The following is a 17,256-nucleotide window of genomic DNA, read 5'->3' as shown; positions in this document are numbered from 1 at the left end:
CAGTAAGCAATGCCATATAAACATGCGATCACCGCAATGATGATAAATAATTTTTTGTTACTCATTTTCATCTTGAACCACCACACTTCCTGAAAAAACAGCCGGCGCAAGATGCACCGGCTGCTCCTTTATTCTTTCTCGTCTTGCTGCTTGGACGTACCATCGCCTTCATCAAGGAAGCGGCGTAAATCGCCGTACAACATTTTATCCGAGTACTTTAAGTCATCGGTCGCCTTTGATGAAATCGATTTGCACGCTTCCTCATTTACCTCTTCACCTGTTTTACGATCATAGCAAGCGTTACCTGTTGAGATCACTTCATCGGTAATAAAGTCACCATTTCGTAACACCGTATACGGCTCATAATCTGGTGAGAACAAATCAGAACCAAATTGAATTTCGCCTTTTGTATCAATACCAAGCAAATGGAGCAACGTTGGACGAATATCAATTTGTCCACTTACGGTATCAATCGTTTTTCCTTCTTGACCAGGAATGTGAATAAACAGCGGCACACGTTGCAATTGCACCGTATCATATGGCGTAATTTCGTCTTTCCCTAAAAACTTCGCCATCGCCTTGTTATGGTTTTGCGAAATACCGTAGTGATCACCGTACAAAATGAAAATACTATCCTCGTAAAGCCCTGCTGCTTTCACATCTTCAAAGAATTGCTCTAGCGCATAATCCATGTAACGCACCGTTGTCACATACTGGTTTAACGTTTTGCTACCTGAATCATACTCATCAATAAATTTATCTTCTTCGTCAAGGTCAAATGGAAAGTGGTTCGTGAGCGTAATAAATTTCGTATAGAACGGCTGCTTTTGTTTTTGCAAATAAGGAATCGATTGCTCAAAGAACTCCTTATCTTTCATTCCCCACTCACCAACTGAATTTTCTTCTGTGACATTGTAGTCTTTCACATCACGAAATTTATCATAACCTAATGATTGATACATGACATCTCGATTCCAGAAACTTCCATTGTTCGCATGCATCACCGATGTCATATAACCTTGTTCCCCTAAAATTTCCGGTGTTGCTCGGTACTGATTGTCCGCATGGGTAAAGAAAACCGCTCCGCCATCACGTCCAAACATTGAGTTTGCAACAATAAACTCTGAATCTGACGTCTTTCCTTGTTCTGTTTGATGATAGAAGTTTTCAAAATAGTAACTTTCATCCTTCAGTTTGTTTAAGAACGGTGTAATTTCCTCTCCGTATACATCGTTATCAATCACAAATGATTGCGTTGATTCCATGGAAATCAGGAAAACATTTTTGCCTTTTGCGATACCAAACATGTCTGGATCAGGGGCTTTATAGTTCGCATCGGTGTAATTTTTCACTTCAACGATATCGGAACTATCGGCTAGGACGCGCTGTGCACCTGTTTGCATTTGCATGTACATATCGTACACGTGGAAATTAAACAAACCGATGTTTTTCACGAGCATTTGCCGGTCAAACGAACGGGTTAATAATTGTGGACGTTCTGCTTGCGCGATCGTCAAGTTCCCCATAAATAACAAAACAGCTAACGCATAAATCATCGCCGTTTCTCGCTTTAAGCGTCCAACAACAGGAACTTTTTTACGCAAAACAAGGAAGAACAACACAGCGACATCAATGAATAATAAGCAATCCCAGATGCTCATTAACTCCAACACACTACTTGACAAGTTTTGGGCGTTTTTTCCCTGTAATAAAATTGGCCACGTCACAAAATCATTGTAAAAACGGAAAAACAATAGATTGAAATACAAAACGAGAGTTCCCACTAAAGAGAGCACAACAACCATCGTATTCCTCATTTGATTCTTAAACAACAAACTAATCCCTAAAAGTAAAATCCCTGAACTCATTGGATTAATAAGCAATAAAAATTCCTGCAACATCTTATCTGTAGGGATCATGAATGCCACTTTATACAGCACATACGTTTTAACTGACAACAACAACACTGCTAACCAAAAGAACTTTAGCCGTCTAAAACCAGCTTTAACATTGGCTACCATCACACTATCCCCTCCCTCTTTTACATTTCTCATACGGATCTTCTAGTATTTATCTACGAAGTTTACAATCATTGAGTCTATAGAATGATCTTTTAGGATTATCACCAAATCCTTCATTCTCCTCATATCGCACTTATGGGCAATACGCACCGTCTTTGCTTTACATGACAGGTTACAAAGATATAGTTTAACAGAAAACCAGACGTTTGAAAAGTATTACAGAGAAATTACTTTTTTTACATCTTCTTTACGTTTTCGAAATATTCCTCTAACGTATAGTCATACGCCACCAAATCAGCCGCAACTTTTTTGCCAACGTAGCGCAAATGCCACGGCTCATACTGATAACCTGTAATCTCTTCTTTTCCTTTTGGATACCGAATAACAAAGCCATATTGGTGCGCATTTTCCGCAACCCATATCCCCTCTGACGTTAAGCCAAATTCTTCTGTTAATGCATCGGTCGCGACATCCATCGCCAAACCGGTTTGATGTTCGCTATGACCCGGCATTGCCACAAGTTCTTGGTCTTTACCTTGATTTTCAACTGCTTGGTTATACAACATTTTTTGACGAGAAAATGGTCTAAACCCAGAGACGGCGTACAATTGATACCCTTCCTCTTCCGCTGCAGCAAATAACTGTTCTAACGCTTTGGCCGCTTCCTCACGTAGCATGTTACGCTCATCTGTGGTCTCATACATAAACGGAACATTGGCTTCAACGAGATCATCCGGACGGTATTCATCAGGCAATCGCGCCTCTTGATTTACTTTTACTGCAATATTATCTGGATTTGTAATAATCCGTTCTCCGTTCACTTCCTCTATTTCATTAAAAAAAGCCGCTGCAAGTGTAAGCTCATCTTCTTTCTCTTTTTCTGCCACTTCAGTTGTCTTCGGTTGTTTTTTTTGCACTTCTTCACTGTTCTGTGGTGCATCCTTCATTCCACAAGACGATAAAAGGATTACACTCGCCATGCTTATCAATATCACTTTTTTCACTTTCACTCACCTGACTTCTGTATTATACTATTGATACACTATATCATAAATCATTTACGCTGCCTATCGTTTTTCTATGTAAAATTATGTATGCGTTCAAGACGCTTCTTTTCCTTGAAGAAAAAGAACTGTCACCGTAAACTAAATGATGACAATTCATCTGTATTGAGAGGGTGTTTTTTATGTACAAGCAAACCTTATGTTTCATTCGACACAATGATCACATTTTAATGCTTAATCGCAACAATGTCCCTTTACAAGGCTTATGGACTGGGGTTGGTGGTAAAATGAATGTCGACGAATCGCCTCTTGATTGCGTCATTCGTGAGATTGAAGAGGAAACAACACTCGTGATCAACAAAGAAGTGATCCAGGAAAAAGGGGTTGTGACATGGGAAGAAACAAACGGTGCGTTTAAAGCAGATGGGATGTTTGTGTTTGTCGCAAAAATTGCGCAGTGTTCAATACAAACACCACTTGCCACCGAGGAAGGGCTCTTAGATTGGAAACCCATTTCATGGTTACTCGATCCGCAAAATGAAGGCATAGACATCATTGGGCGGCGCTTTTTACCGATCGTCTTGTTCGATCAAAAGCCATATCACCACCAAGCAATCTTTACAGATGATACGTTTATAGCCTTTGAGACACACCCATTTCGTCCGTCTATGCCTTCCTCATCGTGACGAACAAACGCCCGCTTCAACGAGCAGTAACTTTTTATTGGTGTCTAGGTGAGCCGTTGCGCCGTAAGGAACAGCATGTACGGGCATACAGTGCCCGATCTGCGCATGCTTGAGCGCCGGCTTCCCACTACCTAGAACATATTCATCTAACACCATTGCCAATGAGCGAGAAGCGTTTGGAGCCTTCGCATCACAATGTCGGAAGCTACCAAGTACAATCGCAACAGCATCATGAAGCTTCCCTGCTAATCTTAATTGATTGAGCATCCGATCAACCCGATAAGGTTCCTCGTCAATCTCTTCAAGAAATAAAATTGCTCCTGTTGTATCTATTTCATAAGGTGTGCCGAGCAAACTTACGAGCAACGTCAAGTTTCCACCGACTAGTTTGCCGCTTACCTCACCACCAATCATTGTCTCAAGCGGTCCACTTTCTTCATCAATGCGCATCACTTGCGGTTGTAATATTTGTTTTAAACCTTTGTACGTCACCTGTGGCAACGGTTCGATGTGTAAGTCGCTCGCAAGCATCGGACCATGAAACGTCACCAATCCCGTCTGTTGATGCAGCGCGACATGTAAACACGTCACATCACTATATCCCCAAAAAACCTTTGGATTACGAGCAATCATCTCATAATCAAGCTTATCAACAATACGAGGCGTCCCGTATCCGCCACGCGCACAAAAAATGCCCCGAATACCAGGCTCATAAAACATTTCCTCTATGTCTCTCAACCGCTCCTCATCACTGCCTGCCAAGTAACCGTCTTGCTTCCCTAAAGACCGGGAAAACACCACTTCCAATCCAAGTCGCTCATAAATTTGTTTTGCACGCACAACCTTAGTCATATCAGGGGGCCCGGCTGGTGCGATCACACCGATTTTATCACCCCACTTCAAGGCGCGTGGTTTTACAATTTTCTTCATAAATATCTTTAACCCCCCTCGTAAACAAAACTGTTTACTTATTTTTATGATCTCGAGAGGAAGTTAGACACGGGTAAAAGCAATAAATACGGAAAAGACGCAGGATATCCTACGTCTCGTTATGCCATCTTTTCTTTACAACGACGCTAGTGCCACTTCTACATCACTGTACTCATAACCTAAATCACGAGCAACCGCTTCATATGTCACTTTTGAACCGGCAATATTTAGCCCTTTTGCTAAAGAAGGATTTTGCTGCAAGGCAGCTTTAACCCCTTTGTCTGCAATTTGCTTCGCATACGGGATCGTCACATTTGTTAGTGCGATTGTTGACGTGCGTGGCACTGCACCAGGCATATTTGCCACCGCATAGTGGATGACATCATGTTTTGTATACGTTGGCGCATCATGTGTCGTTACGGCATCTGCTGTTTCAATAATGCCACCTTGATCAACGGCCACATCCACCACAACGCTTCCAGGGCTCATGCTTTTAATCATCGCTTCAGTCACAAGTTTTGGTGCCCTCGCTCCTGGGATGAGTACCGCACCGATGACCAAGTCTGCTTCCGCCACGGCAGTCGCAATGTTTAATGGGTTTGACATCATCGTTTGCATGTCTGTCCCAAATTGATCGTCTAATTGTCGCAAACGATCGGCGTTCACATCAAGTAACGTAACATCTGCTCCTAGACCAATCGCCATCTTTGCTGCATTGGTTCCAACAACACCGCCCCCAATGACTGTGACCTTCCCACGTTTCACGCCTGGCACACCTGATAGGAGTACACCTTTCCCACCATGCGTCTTCTCCAAGAACTGGGCACCAATTTGTGTTGCCATCCGTCCCGCCACTTCACTCATTGGTGTCAACAATGGCAGTGCGCGGTTAACCTCAACTGTTTCATAAGCAATGGCAGTGACTCCTGATTCCACAAGTGCTTTCGTTAAATTTGCTTCGGCTGCTAGGTGTAAATACGTAAATAAAATTAAGCCCGGGCGAAAATAACCATATTCCGCAGCTAGTGGCTCTTTTACTTTCATGATCATATCGGATGTTGCCCATACATCTGCTACATTGTCTACAATGACGGCTCCTGCTTCTTTATATTCAGCGTTTGAAAAGCCGCTACCAACACCAGCTTCAGTCTCGATCATGACTTGGTGACCGCTTTCAATCAGTGAGACGACGCCTGCAGGTGTCATCGCGACCCGATTTTCATAGCTTTTTATTTCTTTTGGAATTCCAATAATCATGCCATTTCCTCCTGATGAAATCACTTTTCTACAGTATATAGTCCGATCATCGTTTTTTCTTTAGGTGGACACGCCAAACTATGAGGCATCATTTGTGTGTTTTCCACAAATGCAACCACGATTGTTGATGTAAGTCTAGCAATAAACCCGTTCTCTCTAATGAAGACTTTAATTGCACATCCGTCAATTCGCTAATACGCTTTAAACGGTATTGTAGTGAATTTGGATGAATATGCAACTTTTCTGCTGTTCTCATCATGTGCCCGCCTTCTTGCACATAGATCGCAAGTGTCTGAAGTAAACTTGTATGATGGACATGGTCATACGCTAACAAAATAGACAATGCCGGGTGACAGTCGCTCGCACGTGACTCTTCTTCATATGCCGGAATATAACGTAATGGCCCTGACTCATAGTAAAATATTGCCGTCTCCAACTGCTTTGTAAACCGTTCTTTTAACAAAAGGAGCCGCAACGCTTGTTCATACGAGCGCGACAACCCCGCCCCCATATCAGTCGGGTTTCCGCAAGCATAAACGCATGACACTGAAACAGCTTTTACTAAAATAGTGACTTCCTCTATTACATCCTGTCCTAGAACAAGGATGATCATACGCGCGCCATCAACAATAGAAAGAAACCTTTTTTCCGTTAATAAACGTTGAAAATGAGCGGATTTCTTTTCTTCTATCGCATCTAAAATAAGCACACAGCCACGAATACCTTCTCTGTGCAATTCAGGAGGAATATCACTTTCAGAGAAGGTACCGGTTAATAATCGCCATAACCTTTCCATATCACTACTGTTCTGTCCGGCACGCCCCTCTTTTTGTAATAAAGTAGACGCTTTCGTCGCGACTCTTTTCAACCACTGCTTTTCATCAAGCGTGAGTGAACGCCTAGTCTCAGAAACCCAAATGTAGCCAATAACCGAACCCTTTTGATTGCGAATCGACAATGCTACACGTGGACCTAAGCCTACATCTTGCATATTTTGAATGGCAACCGGCTCCGAAGAAGCATGAAGTGCCTCCATAATTCCTTCTTTCCAAAAACGTTGAATTAAATGGTCCGGCACTTTCCGTGAGATAATGGTTGAAATTCTCGCAGCATCTGCCCCCTCTCCATGTTGCGAATATGCCACTAGTTCATGATTTAAATTTTCAATCGTTACCGGACAGGAAAGTACGTCTGCTAGCTGACTTGCAAACTCATCCAGTGATAAAAATGCCTGATGTAAAAAGTGCTTATATGCACTTGGCATACGCTCACCAACTTCTTCTAAAAATGTATGTGTCTTGTTCAAACATCAGCAATCGTTAGTTCTTCTAAGTATAACAAGGGAAGATGGGAATCAAAACCCTTACATGTGCGGATTAATCTCCTGTTTCAATTGGATACCCAACGTGTGTGATCCAATCACTCCAACTACCCGCATACAACTTCACGTGTTGAAATCCCGCTCGCTTCAATGCCATGACGTTCGGACAAGCAGAGATCCCAGACGCACAATAAACAACAATGTCATGATCTCTTGGGAGCGCGGAGAAATGTTGTTTTAATTCTTCCTCATTTTTCCATAAACCATCCTCACGCAGCACGCCTTTCCAAAAATAATTTTTTGCACCTGGAATGTGTCCCGATTTTGCGTCACGTGTTTCATGCTCACCACGAAAACGCTCGGGTGCACGTGCATCAATTAACGTTGTTTTTGGATCATTCACACGTGCGTATACTTCCGAAGCAGAAAGCAACATATCCGCACGTACGCGCGGTACAAATATTGTTTTCTTCGCTCGCGAAACCTCAGACGTCGTTTCATACCCAAGCGTACACCAACGTGAAAAACCACCCTCTAATACCATCACTTGCTTATGTCCCAAATAATAGAGCATCCACCACGCTCGCGCCGCCATCATCCCACCACTTTGGTCATACACAACGACAGGCATGTCATGTGAGACACCTTTTTCTTGAAACAACTGAGTCATCTTTTTAACAGAGGGCAGCGGATAGCGCCCTCCCTCTTTTTTCGTCTTATCGGCCAGCTCAGTCGCCATATTCACAAACTGCGCATGCGGAATATGGGCGTCTTCATACAATTTCTGTCCCTCATCTACGTCCTCTAGTGTATGTCGCACATCTAAAATTAAAAACGATCCTTCGTTACGCACGAGCTCCTTTGCGGAAATGAACATATTGGTTTCTCTCCTTTTTTCATTTCTTTCATACATTATTCTCCTTCACTGTTGCACTTCCTGCCATAACAATTTACAATAAGGTGGACATTTTTTTAGGGGGTGGTTCCTTTGGAGAAGGAACAACAGTTACGGCGTACGCTTACGCTGGTACCGTTACTCGTCATCGGTCTCGCTTATATGGACCCATTAGTTGTGTTTGACTCATATGGTATTGTTGCGCAATTAACAAAAGGACATGTTGCCGCTGCATATTTATTTACCATTGTCGCTTTGCTTCTCACAGCTTATAGTTACGGGAAAATGGTCCAAGCTTATCCGAAAGCGGGCTCAGCGTATACGTATGCTTACCATAGTCTCCATCCACACGTCGGATTTGTTGCCGGATGGACTTTACTACTCGATTATTTGTTTTTACCGATGGTCAACTTTGCCATCGGAATGGCTTATTTATCAGCTGCTTTTCCAGATGTTTCTCCATTCGTCTGGGTACTCATTTTAGCGATCAGCATTACAACCATCAACGCCTTCGGTATTCAATTAACCGCAAATATTACATCTTTGTTGGTCACTTTTCAAATCATTGTCGCTTGCGTTTTCGCCTATTTCATGGTCGTCGGTCTACAAAACGGGCTCGGTACAGGTGAACTACTTTCTCCATTACCATTTTTTAGCCCTTCCTTTGAATTCACCACTGTCTTTACTGGCGCATCAATCCTTTGCTTTTCTTTTCTTGGCTTTGATGCCGTATCTACTTTATCTGAGGAGACGAAAAATCCAGAGAAAACCGTCCCCCGTGCCATTATGCTCGTTGTCCTCGTTGGCGGTGTTCTTTTTGTCAGTATTTCTTATCTCATGCAACAAGTGTATCCGCATTTCCAGCAGTTCCAATCGGCCGACTCGGCTTCATTAGAGATTGCGCTGTATGCTGGCGGTGCATTCTTACACGCATTCTTTCTTGCTGGGACAATGGTAGCAGTTGTTTCCTCCTCTCTGTCATCACACGCAAGTGCTGCGCGCATTTTGTTTGCAATGGGAAGAGACAATGCATTACCGAAGCGATTTTTCGGCTATGTGCATCCACGTTTAAAAACACCGTTATTCAATGTATTGTTAATCGGGGTTATTTCTTTAACAGCCGTTTTTGGAGAACTAGAAATCATTTACTCCTTTATTAGCTTTGGGGCACTCATTGGATTCACTAGTGTAAATGCGTCCGTCATTGGTCATTACTTCATTCGCAAGCGAAAGCGTTCACTACTTGACATGATCCGTTTCTTATTCATTCCGTCTCTAGGCGCATCCTTTTGCTTATGGTTGTTAGCGAGCATAGATCAACACGCCCTCTTCATCGGCTCTACTTGGCTCACGCTCGGACTCATCTATTATATTTTCCGACGTCGGCACAATCCAGACTTTTCTTTCCATATTAGAGATAAAGAGTGATGAATGAGCACCTTTCCTTGTCATGCGCGGAAAAGGTGTTCAACTTCCTCATTTATCCAAATGTGAACATGGCATCGACATAACCACCTTTACACATTAAAATAGGAGGAATATGAAAGGGAGACATACAGCATGCATCGAATAATAAAACGTTTACTTATTGCGTTTGCGCTCGGCTCTATCGCATTTTTTGTCTGGAAAGAACGGGCACAACTATATGCGATGACACACACTTTATTTTCACTGCAAACAACAGCCGATGATCCACAGTTAAAAGAAATTGCCGTACTTGATGAACTTCATGCAACCGTTGCAGAAAAAACCGAACAGCTCATCACAGCTGCCAAAGAGATTCATATAGACATTGTCATTACAGATGGTTACCGCACACACGAAAAGCAAGATGAACTGTATCATCAAGGACGTCAAACAGGGGGCAACATCGTGACCCATGCAAAAGGGGGGCAATCGTACCATAATTATGGCCTTGCTGTTGACTTTGCCTTACTTGATCAAAACGAGACGATCATTTGGGACACTACTTATGACGGAAACAACAACGGGGAACCTGATTGGTTTGAAGTGGCTGCACTCGCAAAAGAACTGGGCTTCGAGTGGGGCGGCGATTGGCATGGCTTCAAAGATTATCCTCATCTACAAATGACCTTTGGTTATACAATCAATGAACTCATACATGCGAGCAACGCCTCGGAGTAATGCACGCTTTTTTTCATACTTTTTGCAGGAAATATTGCCTTCGATGTCGAATAGGTTGAATTAACGTATTTTACAAAGTAGGCTGGTGGACCATGAATCTAGGAAAAACAATTAAATATTATCGGCTGAAGCAAGACATGACACAAGCAGAACTAGCACTTGGAATTTGTTCTATTCCTCATTTGAGCAAAATTGAAAACGGTGTTTACGACGTCAACCACAATACCGCAAAACAACTATTAAAAAAGCTCAATGTAGATATGAAGGAAGAACAAGCGCAGTATACGCAGCTAAAAGAGGCTCTTCGCTCATTTATAGAGGCTATTCAGTTTATTGACATGCAAGAAGCAAAAGAGCTTGCACAATTCCTTCACAAAAGAGAAGAAATGATTACCCGCACAAGCTTTCTTTATACGTACCATTTGTACATGCTGCGGTACCACTTGCAAAATGATGACATTATCAATGCAAAAAAACAGCAACAAATTTTATCAAAAAACCAATCGAGCCTCACCTATGATGAAACATTGCTTTGCGCGTTTTTTAACAGTTTATTGCTTATGACTGAACACCGATTTTCAGAGGCGAAGCAACAACTCCTGGATATACGCAGAAAAGATCACTGCACTACCCATACTCCCATGCAAGAGATTGATTTTGCATTAAGTCAATGTTACACGAGACTGCACGAGCACGAGAAAGCAGTCATACATGCGCGAGACGCTTTGCGTATATTCAAACAAACAGATAACTATATCCATACGTTTCAAGCGCAACTGTTACTGGCAACTAATTATGCAAGCATGAATATGATTGAAGATGCAATGAGACTATTTAAAACCTTATTGCGTCATGCGCGCCTGTTCAATCAGCAAGCATTGTACTACAAAACCCACTACCATTATGGCATTGTCCTAAAAAAGATGAAGTGCGATCAAAAAAGTTATCAGTACTTAAGCGAATGCCTGAAATACTTTGAAAAATCAAGCGAAGTTTATTGCCATTGCTTACTAGCTACTGCACAAGTGTGCGCACGCTTATCCATGAACCACGACCAAATTACCAACATGCTCCACGAAGTCATGGCGTTAAGCGAGAAGCATGGTTTTCCTCATTTAAATCTGCAGGCGCGATACTCACTGCTCCATCTGAAGGGCAGCAATCGTATCGATCACTTTATTGAAAATGTCATGTTGCCTTATTTTAATGAAGCTGATCACGGACCAAACCTCGTCCCATATGCAATCGAGCTTGCTGAATCGTACCAAAACAAAGGGCATCACGAACATGCGAATGCCATTTTGACGCAATATGTTACAAAAGCAAAAAATAAGCCCGTTGTCCATAAACGTTCATTCCCTTCTCCAACTTAATAGAAAAGGGGATGAACATACATACATTTTTATAGCGCCTGTGCTCCCTCTCGTTGTGCCATCACAACCGCAAAAGATTCTAACATCGTGTCATCATACTCGTCTGCCATCCAAAGGTGTCTTCTCAATATATCAGCAAGTAAGCGTGATCGCTTATCCACACTACGTGCATAACCGTGTACAACGAGCCATAAGTCGGTCATTTGGTCTGCTAGCCTCTTCGCATGATACATTTGCTCCTCTCGGCTCGCCTTTTTCAGCTTTGCAAGGAAAACTGTCAGTGATGCATGCTTCTTTTCTACTTGTGCCAACACGACTGGTGCCATCGCTTGTTTCGCACGAGATAGCGCTTCTTGAAGTGCCCGTGAAAACAATTGGTCTACTTGATACGTATGAAGCAAGCGTAGCACTTCCAACGCCAAGATATTTTCCGTACCTTCCCATACCGTAAGTACTTGCGCATCTCGTAACAAACGTGGTAACACGAAATCTTCAATGTATCCGTTGCCCCCGTGCAATTCAATGGCTTCGTGCGAAAATGTGATCGCTTCTTTGGCTGTTCTTGCTTTTAATAAAGCAATGAACAAACGATTAAGCGCAATATCATCTGAACGTGCTTTTTCTGGTTCCGACGCGACTTGTTCATATAGAGCAATGGATTCAAACAACGCTGATAACTGAATCTCTTGCCGGGCATATAACGTTGCGATCGTTTCTTGTATCATTGTGTGCTCCGTTAATTTTTTCCCAAATGCTTCTCTTTTCTCTGCATAAGTCACAGCTTCATTTAGTGCACGTTTCATGATTCCTACGGATGCGATGCTATTGCATATGCGTGACAAATTAAGCGCTTCCATCATATACGCCAGTCCACGTGTTTCATCGCCAACTAAATAAGCTTTCGCCCCATCAAACACCACTTCTCCAGAAGGAACTGCCCTTACACCAAGCTTATCTTTCAAGCGTCGCACATATAACTGATTTACCTTACCATCATCCTCTTTCCATGGAACTAAAAATAGGCTTAATCCTTTTGTCCCTGATTCAGCCCCTTCAATCCGTGCCAATACAGCGGCGACACCACATTGACCAACGTTTGATGCAAAATATTTCTCACCATAAAGACGGTAATGATTCTCATCAGGCACTGCACATACGACATTCGCACCCACATCTGAGCCCCCTTGTCTCTCCGTTAAAAATGTCGCGCCTTCATATAATTCAACGTCTCCTGTGGCAAGCAAATGCGGTAAAAACCGTTCTTTTAGCGCATCACTAGCAAAATGGTCAACGACATAAGCCACAGCCATCGTCAAGGTGACTGGACAATAAAACCCTGGTTCCACTTGAGATAAAATATATCCTTGCGCAAACGAATACGTATAATTTCCTTTTTCCCCAAGTTCCGGAATATCTTTATGGATATAACCAACAATCCCCGTCTTATATGTAGCGTCTACCGTCTGTTTATATCCTTCATTAACCCAAACATGAGAAACTTCTTCACCAAAACGATCATACCGAATAAGCCTTGGTTGTCCTTCTCGATCTGTATGGACCGCCCGCTCATCAAATGTCTTATAACAATTCGTGTAAAAATCGGTCAATTCTCGTTCGGCGTAACGATATAATGACGGCGAACATTGCTCTTTTAACTTGGACAATAATACTTGTTCTTTCGCTTGGAACGTCATGCTCACAACATCCTCCTCCCATCAAACAAACGTTTATTTAATATTTTTCTCGCGCTATTCTTATAGTTTAGTTGACAATGCGATACGCGTCAACTGAAAGTACCACCAACATATTGACCATTGTACCTGTGCCACTTATACTTATTGGACACCATCTAAATGAAGGGGACATTTGATATGAAAGCGCTTCTTGTTATTGATGTGCAACAAACATTTGTAAAACAAGGTGATTTTTCGGAAGAATTGGCACGGATGAATGACCTTATTTCTATATTTAAAACACAAGATTGGTTGGTGATATTTGTAAAACATATTTCTAATGATCAAGATGACCCATTTTATTACAAAGCTGAAGGTGCCACACTCTCACCAATGCTACACTATTTCCCGAACGACCACATTATTGAAAAAAGCGGCCCAAGTGCTTTCTATCATACTGACTTGCAAGAAACGCTAGTCAAACATAAAGTCAGTCAATTATATATTACTGGTTTTAATAGTGAATTTTGTTGTCTCTTTACTGCCATTGCCGCATATGACCGTGGCTATGATGTAACGTTCATTGAAGACGCCACTGCCACAGTCAATCACGGTGGTACATACGACACAAGCGAATTAGATGTCCGAGACTTTATCGCCACCGTTCTGGATTGGTCACAGACTATGTGCGTATGCGACACAGCAGACGTCAAGCAAAAGTTATCTTTTTAACCTAAAATATGCCTGCCTCTTTTAAACGAACACTGAGGCAGGCATATTCTCTCTACAATATTTGATCAGCTATTTCCACATCAAGCAACGCGCGAACATTTTCAATCTGATTCGCAATCGTCACTGCGGAAGAACCAGCAAATAACAAACCGACAGCCACATTATCATCGGTCATGACCAACGACCCGGAGTCGCCCCCTGCTGAAATATTTGTGGTGATGATTTGTTCTCGGAAACGCCCTACCCGTCCAGAACCAAAGTTTACATCGACCGTTGCATTGACCGTTGTAATGATGCCATAAGTCGTATTTGTTGTTCGTCCCGTCTTTTTCACTCGTGTCCCAACGGTCACATTTTGTTTTAAGCGCCAGCCACGTACGTGCCCTAACCAATAGATCGATCGGTCAATTTGATGGAAAGGTGCTTGGGCAATTGCCGCATCAACCAAATTATTTTGATTCGACAATGGCACTTGCGGTGTTAACATAATGGGGATATAGTGCGATAATGTCCCAATGCGATCAGTTGGATCCGTTCCTCCATCAATTGGACCGGGTTGCAAAATGGGGTCACCTATGTTTGCACTATTCGTATTGGCAAGCACATGATTGTTGCTTAACAAGTAATACCTTGTTGGCACACCGTACCCGTGCGTAGGCGGGTTCGTTGATCCATTTGGCAAAATATCATATACACACGTCGCGATTGTTCCTGCAGTTACATGGCGATGTGCAACGCTATACCCTCCTTTTGCTGGACGTACACGATTCGCAAGTGTTGTGATGCCAGTCTCCATAGCCATCTGCTGACCTGTCATTAAATGACCTACTTGGATGACATCGGTTTTCATCCCGTTCACTTCTGGTGGTACAATTTGACTGCTCTCTAATGTTTCCATATCCGCTTTTTGTTCGACCATGACCGTAAGCGCTGGCGTACTCGTGACCTTACCGTCCACTTGTTTGAGACCTACACCAACACCATTGACATTCTTTAACTTTAACAATGCTTCTTCTGTCTCTACTTGAACTTTTTGCAAATCCTGTTGCATTTGCGTCGTCAATGTGTACCCTTTCTCTTTCACACCCTCACCCACCTTCTCTATTTTACACGTGCGGTGTAATCTCGCCTGCCTCTATCACATCCACCAAAAATCCTTCAAGGTGATGTGGCACTGCCTCCTTTAATTCACCCACCTTTTTCACGACAAACACTTGAATGACATCTTGTCCATTTTTTTTCCCAACACCAATCGCAATCACATCAGGAATGCTTAATAAATGGTGCTCATGCTTCTGTAACACTTCCTCGATTGTCAATCAATCAACCCCTCTCTCTTTCGTGTCGGGAACATCGTAATCAAATGATGTATACTCATTACTATGTTTTTAACACGTAGGATATTCTCTTGAAAAATAATACTAAAAACTATTTCTAAGTAGACACAGAAACCACGCGCATCCCTACGTTAGACTTGCTTTCAAATGATTCTCCCTATAATATAGAAGTAACGAATCAATACGATATACGAAAAAAGAGAGGCGGTACTACATAATGATGGAAAGTAGATTATTTCGTTTTGCTTGTTGGATCATTGTGATCTTCCTTATTATCTATCTTGGCTCGCTAGTCAATTTCATCTTTAAGCCGCTCGCGGTGCTCGTACAAACATTGTTTGCACCAATTGTCATTGCTTTAGTCATCTACTATTTACTTAGACCCTTTGTTAATTTACTGAACAAGAAAATTCCCCGTGGTCTTTCCATCTTGATTGTCTTTTTGGCATTAATTGGTGTGATCACTTCCGCTATTTTATATATCGTGCCAATCATCCAAGCACAAATTCTAGACTTCATTGATAATGCCCCGCGTTATGGAAAAGTTGTGCAACAGTTTGCTATGGATTTACAACAACAACCTGCCGTACAAAACCTGCTACATAGCAGTGATTTATCCATTGACAACATTTCAGAAACATTCAGTGACAACCTCCAAGGGTATATTGAGTCGTTTCTAGCAAGCATCGGTGCATTTATCGGAGCGATCGCCAATATTATTATTGTCGCTGTCATCATTCCTTTTGTATTGTTTTACATGCTCAAAGAGGGGAAGAAAGCGCCCCTTATGATTCTTAACTTGTTCCCACGTCGAGAACAAGAAGAAGGAAAAAAGGTACTTGCAGACTTGGACAAGGCGTTAAGCTCTTACATCCAAGGGCAAATTTTGGTGAGCGCATGCGTAGGAACGCTCTGTTTAATTTGGTACTTAATTATTGGACTAGATTATGCACTTGTATTGGCTGTTGTAGCGCTATTTACAAATGTCATCCCGTTCCTCGGACCATGGATTGGTACAGCCCCTGCTGTCATTGTAGCGTTGTTTCATGAGCCATTTACCGCTGTGCTTGTCATTATTGGCGTCGTTGTCATCCAACAAGTCGAAAGCAACATTTTCTCCCCACAAATCATGGGGCGTCAATTATCGGTTCACCCAATCACCATTATCTTTGTCCTCCTCGTTGCAAGTCAGCTAGCAGGCTTTGTTGGCATCTTACTTGCCGTACCAACCTATGCGGTAGGGAAAGTCATTGTTCAACATACTTATCGTCTCATTCGTATTCGTATGAGAACGTCACATACGCCCCCGGTTAAATCATAGTGAGACAAAATGTTTTTTAAGCATTCCTTAAAGAAGCGTGCACATGCAACGCTTCTTTTTTTAGTGCCTAGATCAATCTAAGCTTACAAACATATAATAAATAAGTGTTAGACTTTTCCATACATTGCCGAATAGAAGAAAGGAGTGACAACAATGTTTGATCGCCTGTTCCCACAACCGAAAAAGACACGTGCACATTGCCAGCACATGCCTCAATCTGGCTATGTAGAAGAATATGTTATCCGAGAAATCCAACCAGTATTAACGACCTATGTAACCGACCATGTCTATCGGCACGTTCACACCTTTCCACAAACAACATCTCATCAGCAATGCCCTCCAATTTATTGTCATCAACATTTGACAGCACCATCCAAAAATAAATGGCCTCGCTTCTAGCCTCTCTCTAAAGAGGCTTCTTCTCTGCCATCATTCTACGCTTCCAGACATTAGTGCCCTCATCCATTTCATGCAAACGTCAAAACATCTACTCCTTTTCCTTCACTCCCTACTATTCCCCATATTTCATTTCCCGGGCAATCTCCAATGTCCATTCATTGA

Annotated in this window: 16 protein-coding genes; 7 read left to right on the top strand and 9 right to left on the bottom strand. The window is 42.4% G+C overall.

The features are described from left to right. Nucleotides 1-128 precede the first annotated feature (128 nt). A complete protein-coding gene (locus NSQ26_RS14375; protein WP_499720086.1) occupies nt 129-2,021 on the bottom strand; it encodes an LTA synthase family protein in 1,893 nt (630 codons plus the stop codon). A gap of 236 nt (nt 2,022-2,257) precedes the next feature. Next, nucleotides 2,258-3,025, bottom strand: a complete 768-nt coding sequence (locus NSQ26_RS14370; RefSeq protein ID WP_499718674.1) for a M15 family metallopeptidase — start codon at nt 3,023-3,025, stop codon at nt 2,258-2,260. A 182-nt stretch (nt 3,026-3,207) separates the two neighbouring features. On the opposite strand from NSQ26_RS14370, the gene NSQ26_RS14365 reads away from it, so the two are divergent. Beyond that, on the top strand, nt 3,208-3,711 hold the full coding sequence (locus NSQ26_RS14365) for an NUDIX hydrolase (RefSeq protein WP_499718673.1): 504 nt from the start codon (nt 3,208-3,210) through the stop codon (nt 3,709-3,711). Here the strand turns inward: NSQ26_RS14365 and NSQ26_RS14360 are convergent. The 4 genes from NSQ26_RS14360 to NSQ26_RS14345 form a co-directional block, all read right to left on the bottom strand. Continuing rightward, on the bottom strand, nt 3,703-4,641 hold the full coding sequence (locus NSQ26_RS14360) for a S66 peptidase family protein (protein WP_499718672.1): 939 nt from the start codon (nt 4,639-4,641) through the stop codon (nt 3,703-3,705). The two genes, NSQ26_RS14365 and NSQ26_RS14360, sit on opposite strands and share 9 nt — an antisense overlap. Before the next feature lie 135 nt (nt 4,642-4,776). Continuing rightward, nucleotides 4,777-5,898: an alanine dehydrogenase gene (gene ald / locus NSQ26_RS14355; RefSeq protein ID WP_090776442.1), complete on the bottom strand. Its 1,122-nt coding sequence runs from the start codon at nt 5,896-5,898 to the stop codon at nt 4,777-4,779. Nucleotides 5,899-5,986: 88 nt separating this feature from the next. Beyond that, the gene (locus NSQ26_RS14350) at nt 5,987-7,204 is read right to left on the bottom strand and encodes a PucR family transcriptional regulator (protein ID WP_499718671.1); all 1,218 of its coding nucleotides are present in this window, start codon (nt 7,202-7,204) and stop codon (nt 5,987-5,989) included. 70 nt (nt 7,205-7,274) lie between these two features. Further along, nucleotides 7,275-8,096 (bottom strand): sulfurtransferase, encoded by an 822-nt coding sequence (locus NSQ26_RS14345; protein WP_499718670.1) that lies wholly within the window; start codon nt 8,094-8,096, stop codon nt 7,275-7,277. A gap of 111 nt (nt 8,097-8,207) precedes the next feature. Between NSQ26_RS14345 and NSQ26_RS14340 the strand changes: the two genes are divergently transcribed. From NSQ26_RS14340 to NSQ26_RS14330, 3 genes are all read left to right on the top strand, one after another. Then, the gene (locus NSQ26_RS14340) at nt 8,208-9,542 is read left to right on the top strand and encodes an APC family permease (protein ID WP_499718669.1); all 1,335 of its coding nucleotides are present in this window, start codon (nt 8,208-8,210) and stop codon (nt 9,540-9,542) included. A 132-nt stretch (nt 9,543-9,674) separates the two neighbouring features. Then, nucleotides 9,675-10,259 (top strand): M15 family metallopeptidase, encoded by a 585-nt coding sequence (locus NSQ26_RS14335; protein ID WP_499718668.1) that lies wholly within the window; start codon nt 9,675-9,677, stop codon nt 10,257-10,259. A 92-nt stretch (nt 10,260-10,351) separates the two neighbouring features. After that, nucleotides 10,352-11,632 (top strand): helix-turn-helix domain-containing protein, encoded by a 1,281-nt coding sequence (locus NSQ26_RS14330; RefSeq protein ID WP_499718667.1) that lies wholly within the window; start codon nt 10,352-10,354, stop codon nt 11,630-11,632. Nucleotides 11,633-11,661: 29 nt separating this feature from the next. Here the strand turns inward: NSQ26_RS14330 and NSQ26_RS14325 are convergent, their stop codons facing one another. Continuing rightward, nucleotides 11,662-13,326 carry an acyl-CoA dehydrogenase family protein gene (locus NSQ26_RS14325; RefSeq protein ID WP_499720084.1) on the bottom strand — a complete coding sequence of 555 codons (1,665 nt, stop codon included), beginning with the start codon at nt 13,324-13,326 and terminating at the stop codon, nt 11,662-11,664. Between the two features lie 177 nt (nt 13,327-13,503). Between NSQ26_RS14325 and NSQ26_RS14320 the strand changes: the two genes are divergently transcribed. Then, entirely contained in the window at nt 13,504-14,037 is a 534-nt protein-coding gene (locus tag NSQ26_RS14320) for a cysteine hydrolase family protein (RefSeq protein WP_090776448.1), read from the top strand. Between the two features lie 52 nt (nt 14,038-14,089). On the opposite strand, the gene NSQ26_RS14315 is transcribed toward NSQ26_RS14320, so the two are convergent. Continuing rightward, complete coding sequence (locus tag NSQ26_RS14315) at nt 14,090-15,121, bottom strand: chymotrypsin family serine protease (RefSeq protein ID WP_499718666.1); 1,032 nt, start codon at nt 15,119-15,121, stop codon at nt 14,090-14,092. A 22-nt stretch (nt 15,122-15,143) separates the two neighbouring features. Continuing rightward, on the bottom strand, nt 15,144-15,356 hold the full coding sequence (locus tag NSQ26_RS14310) for a hypothetical protein (protein ID WP_090776449.1): 213 nt from the start codon (nt 15,354-15,356) through the stop codon (nt 15,144-15,146). A gap of 235 nt (nt 15,357-15,591) precedes the next feature. On the opposite strand from NSQ26_RS14310, the gene NSQ26_RS14305 reads away from it, so the two are divergent. Further along, a complete protein-coding gene (locus tag NSQ26_RS14305) occupies nt 15,592-16,695 on the top strand; it encodes an AI-2E family transporter (RefSeq protein WP_090776450.1) in 1,104 nt (367 codons plus the stop codon). Between the two features lie 153 nt (nt 16,696-16,848). Beyond that, nucleotides 16,849-17,094: a CotD family spore coat protein gene (locus NSQ26_RS14300; RefSeq protein ID WP_499718665.1), complete on the top strand. Its 246-nt coding sequence runs from the start codon at nt 16,849-16,851 to the stop codon at nt 17,092-17,094. Nucleotides 17,095-17,256: the final 162 nt, after the last annotated feature.

The sequence above is a fragment of the Bacillus sp. FSL W7-1360 genome (assembly GCF_038592975.1).
In the GTDB taxonomy this organism is placed as follows: Bacteria; Bacillota; Bacilli; order Bacillales; family Bacillaceae_D; genus Shouchella; species Shouchella lonarensis.
This window is presented reverse-complemented; position numbering and strand designations above follow the sequence as displayed.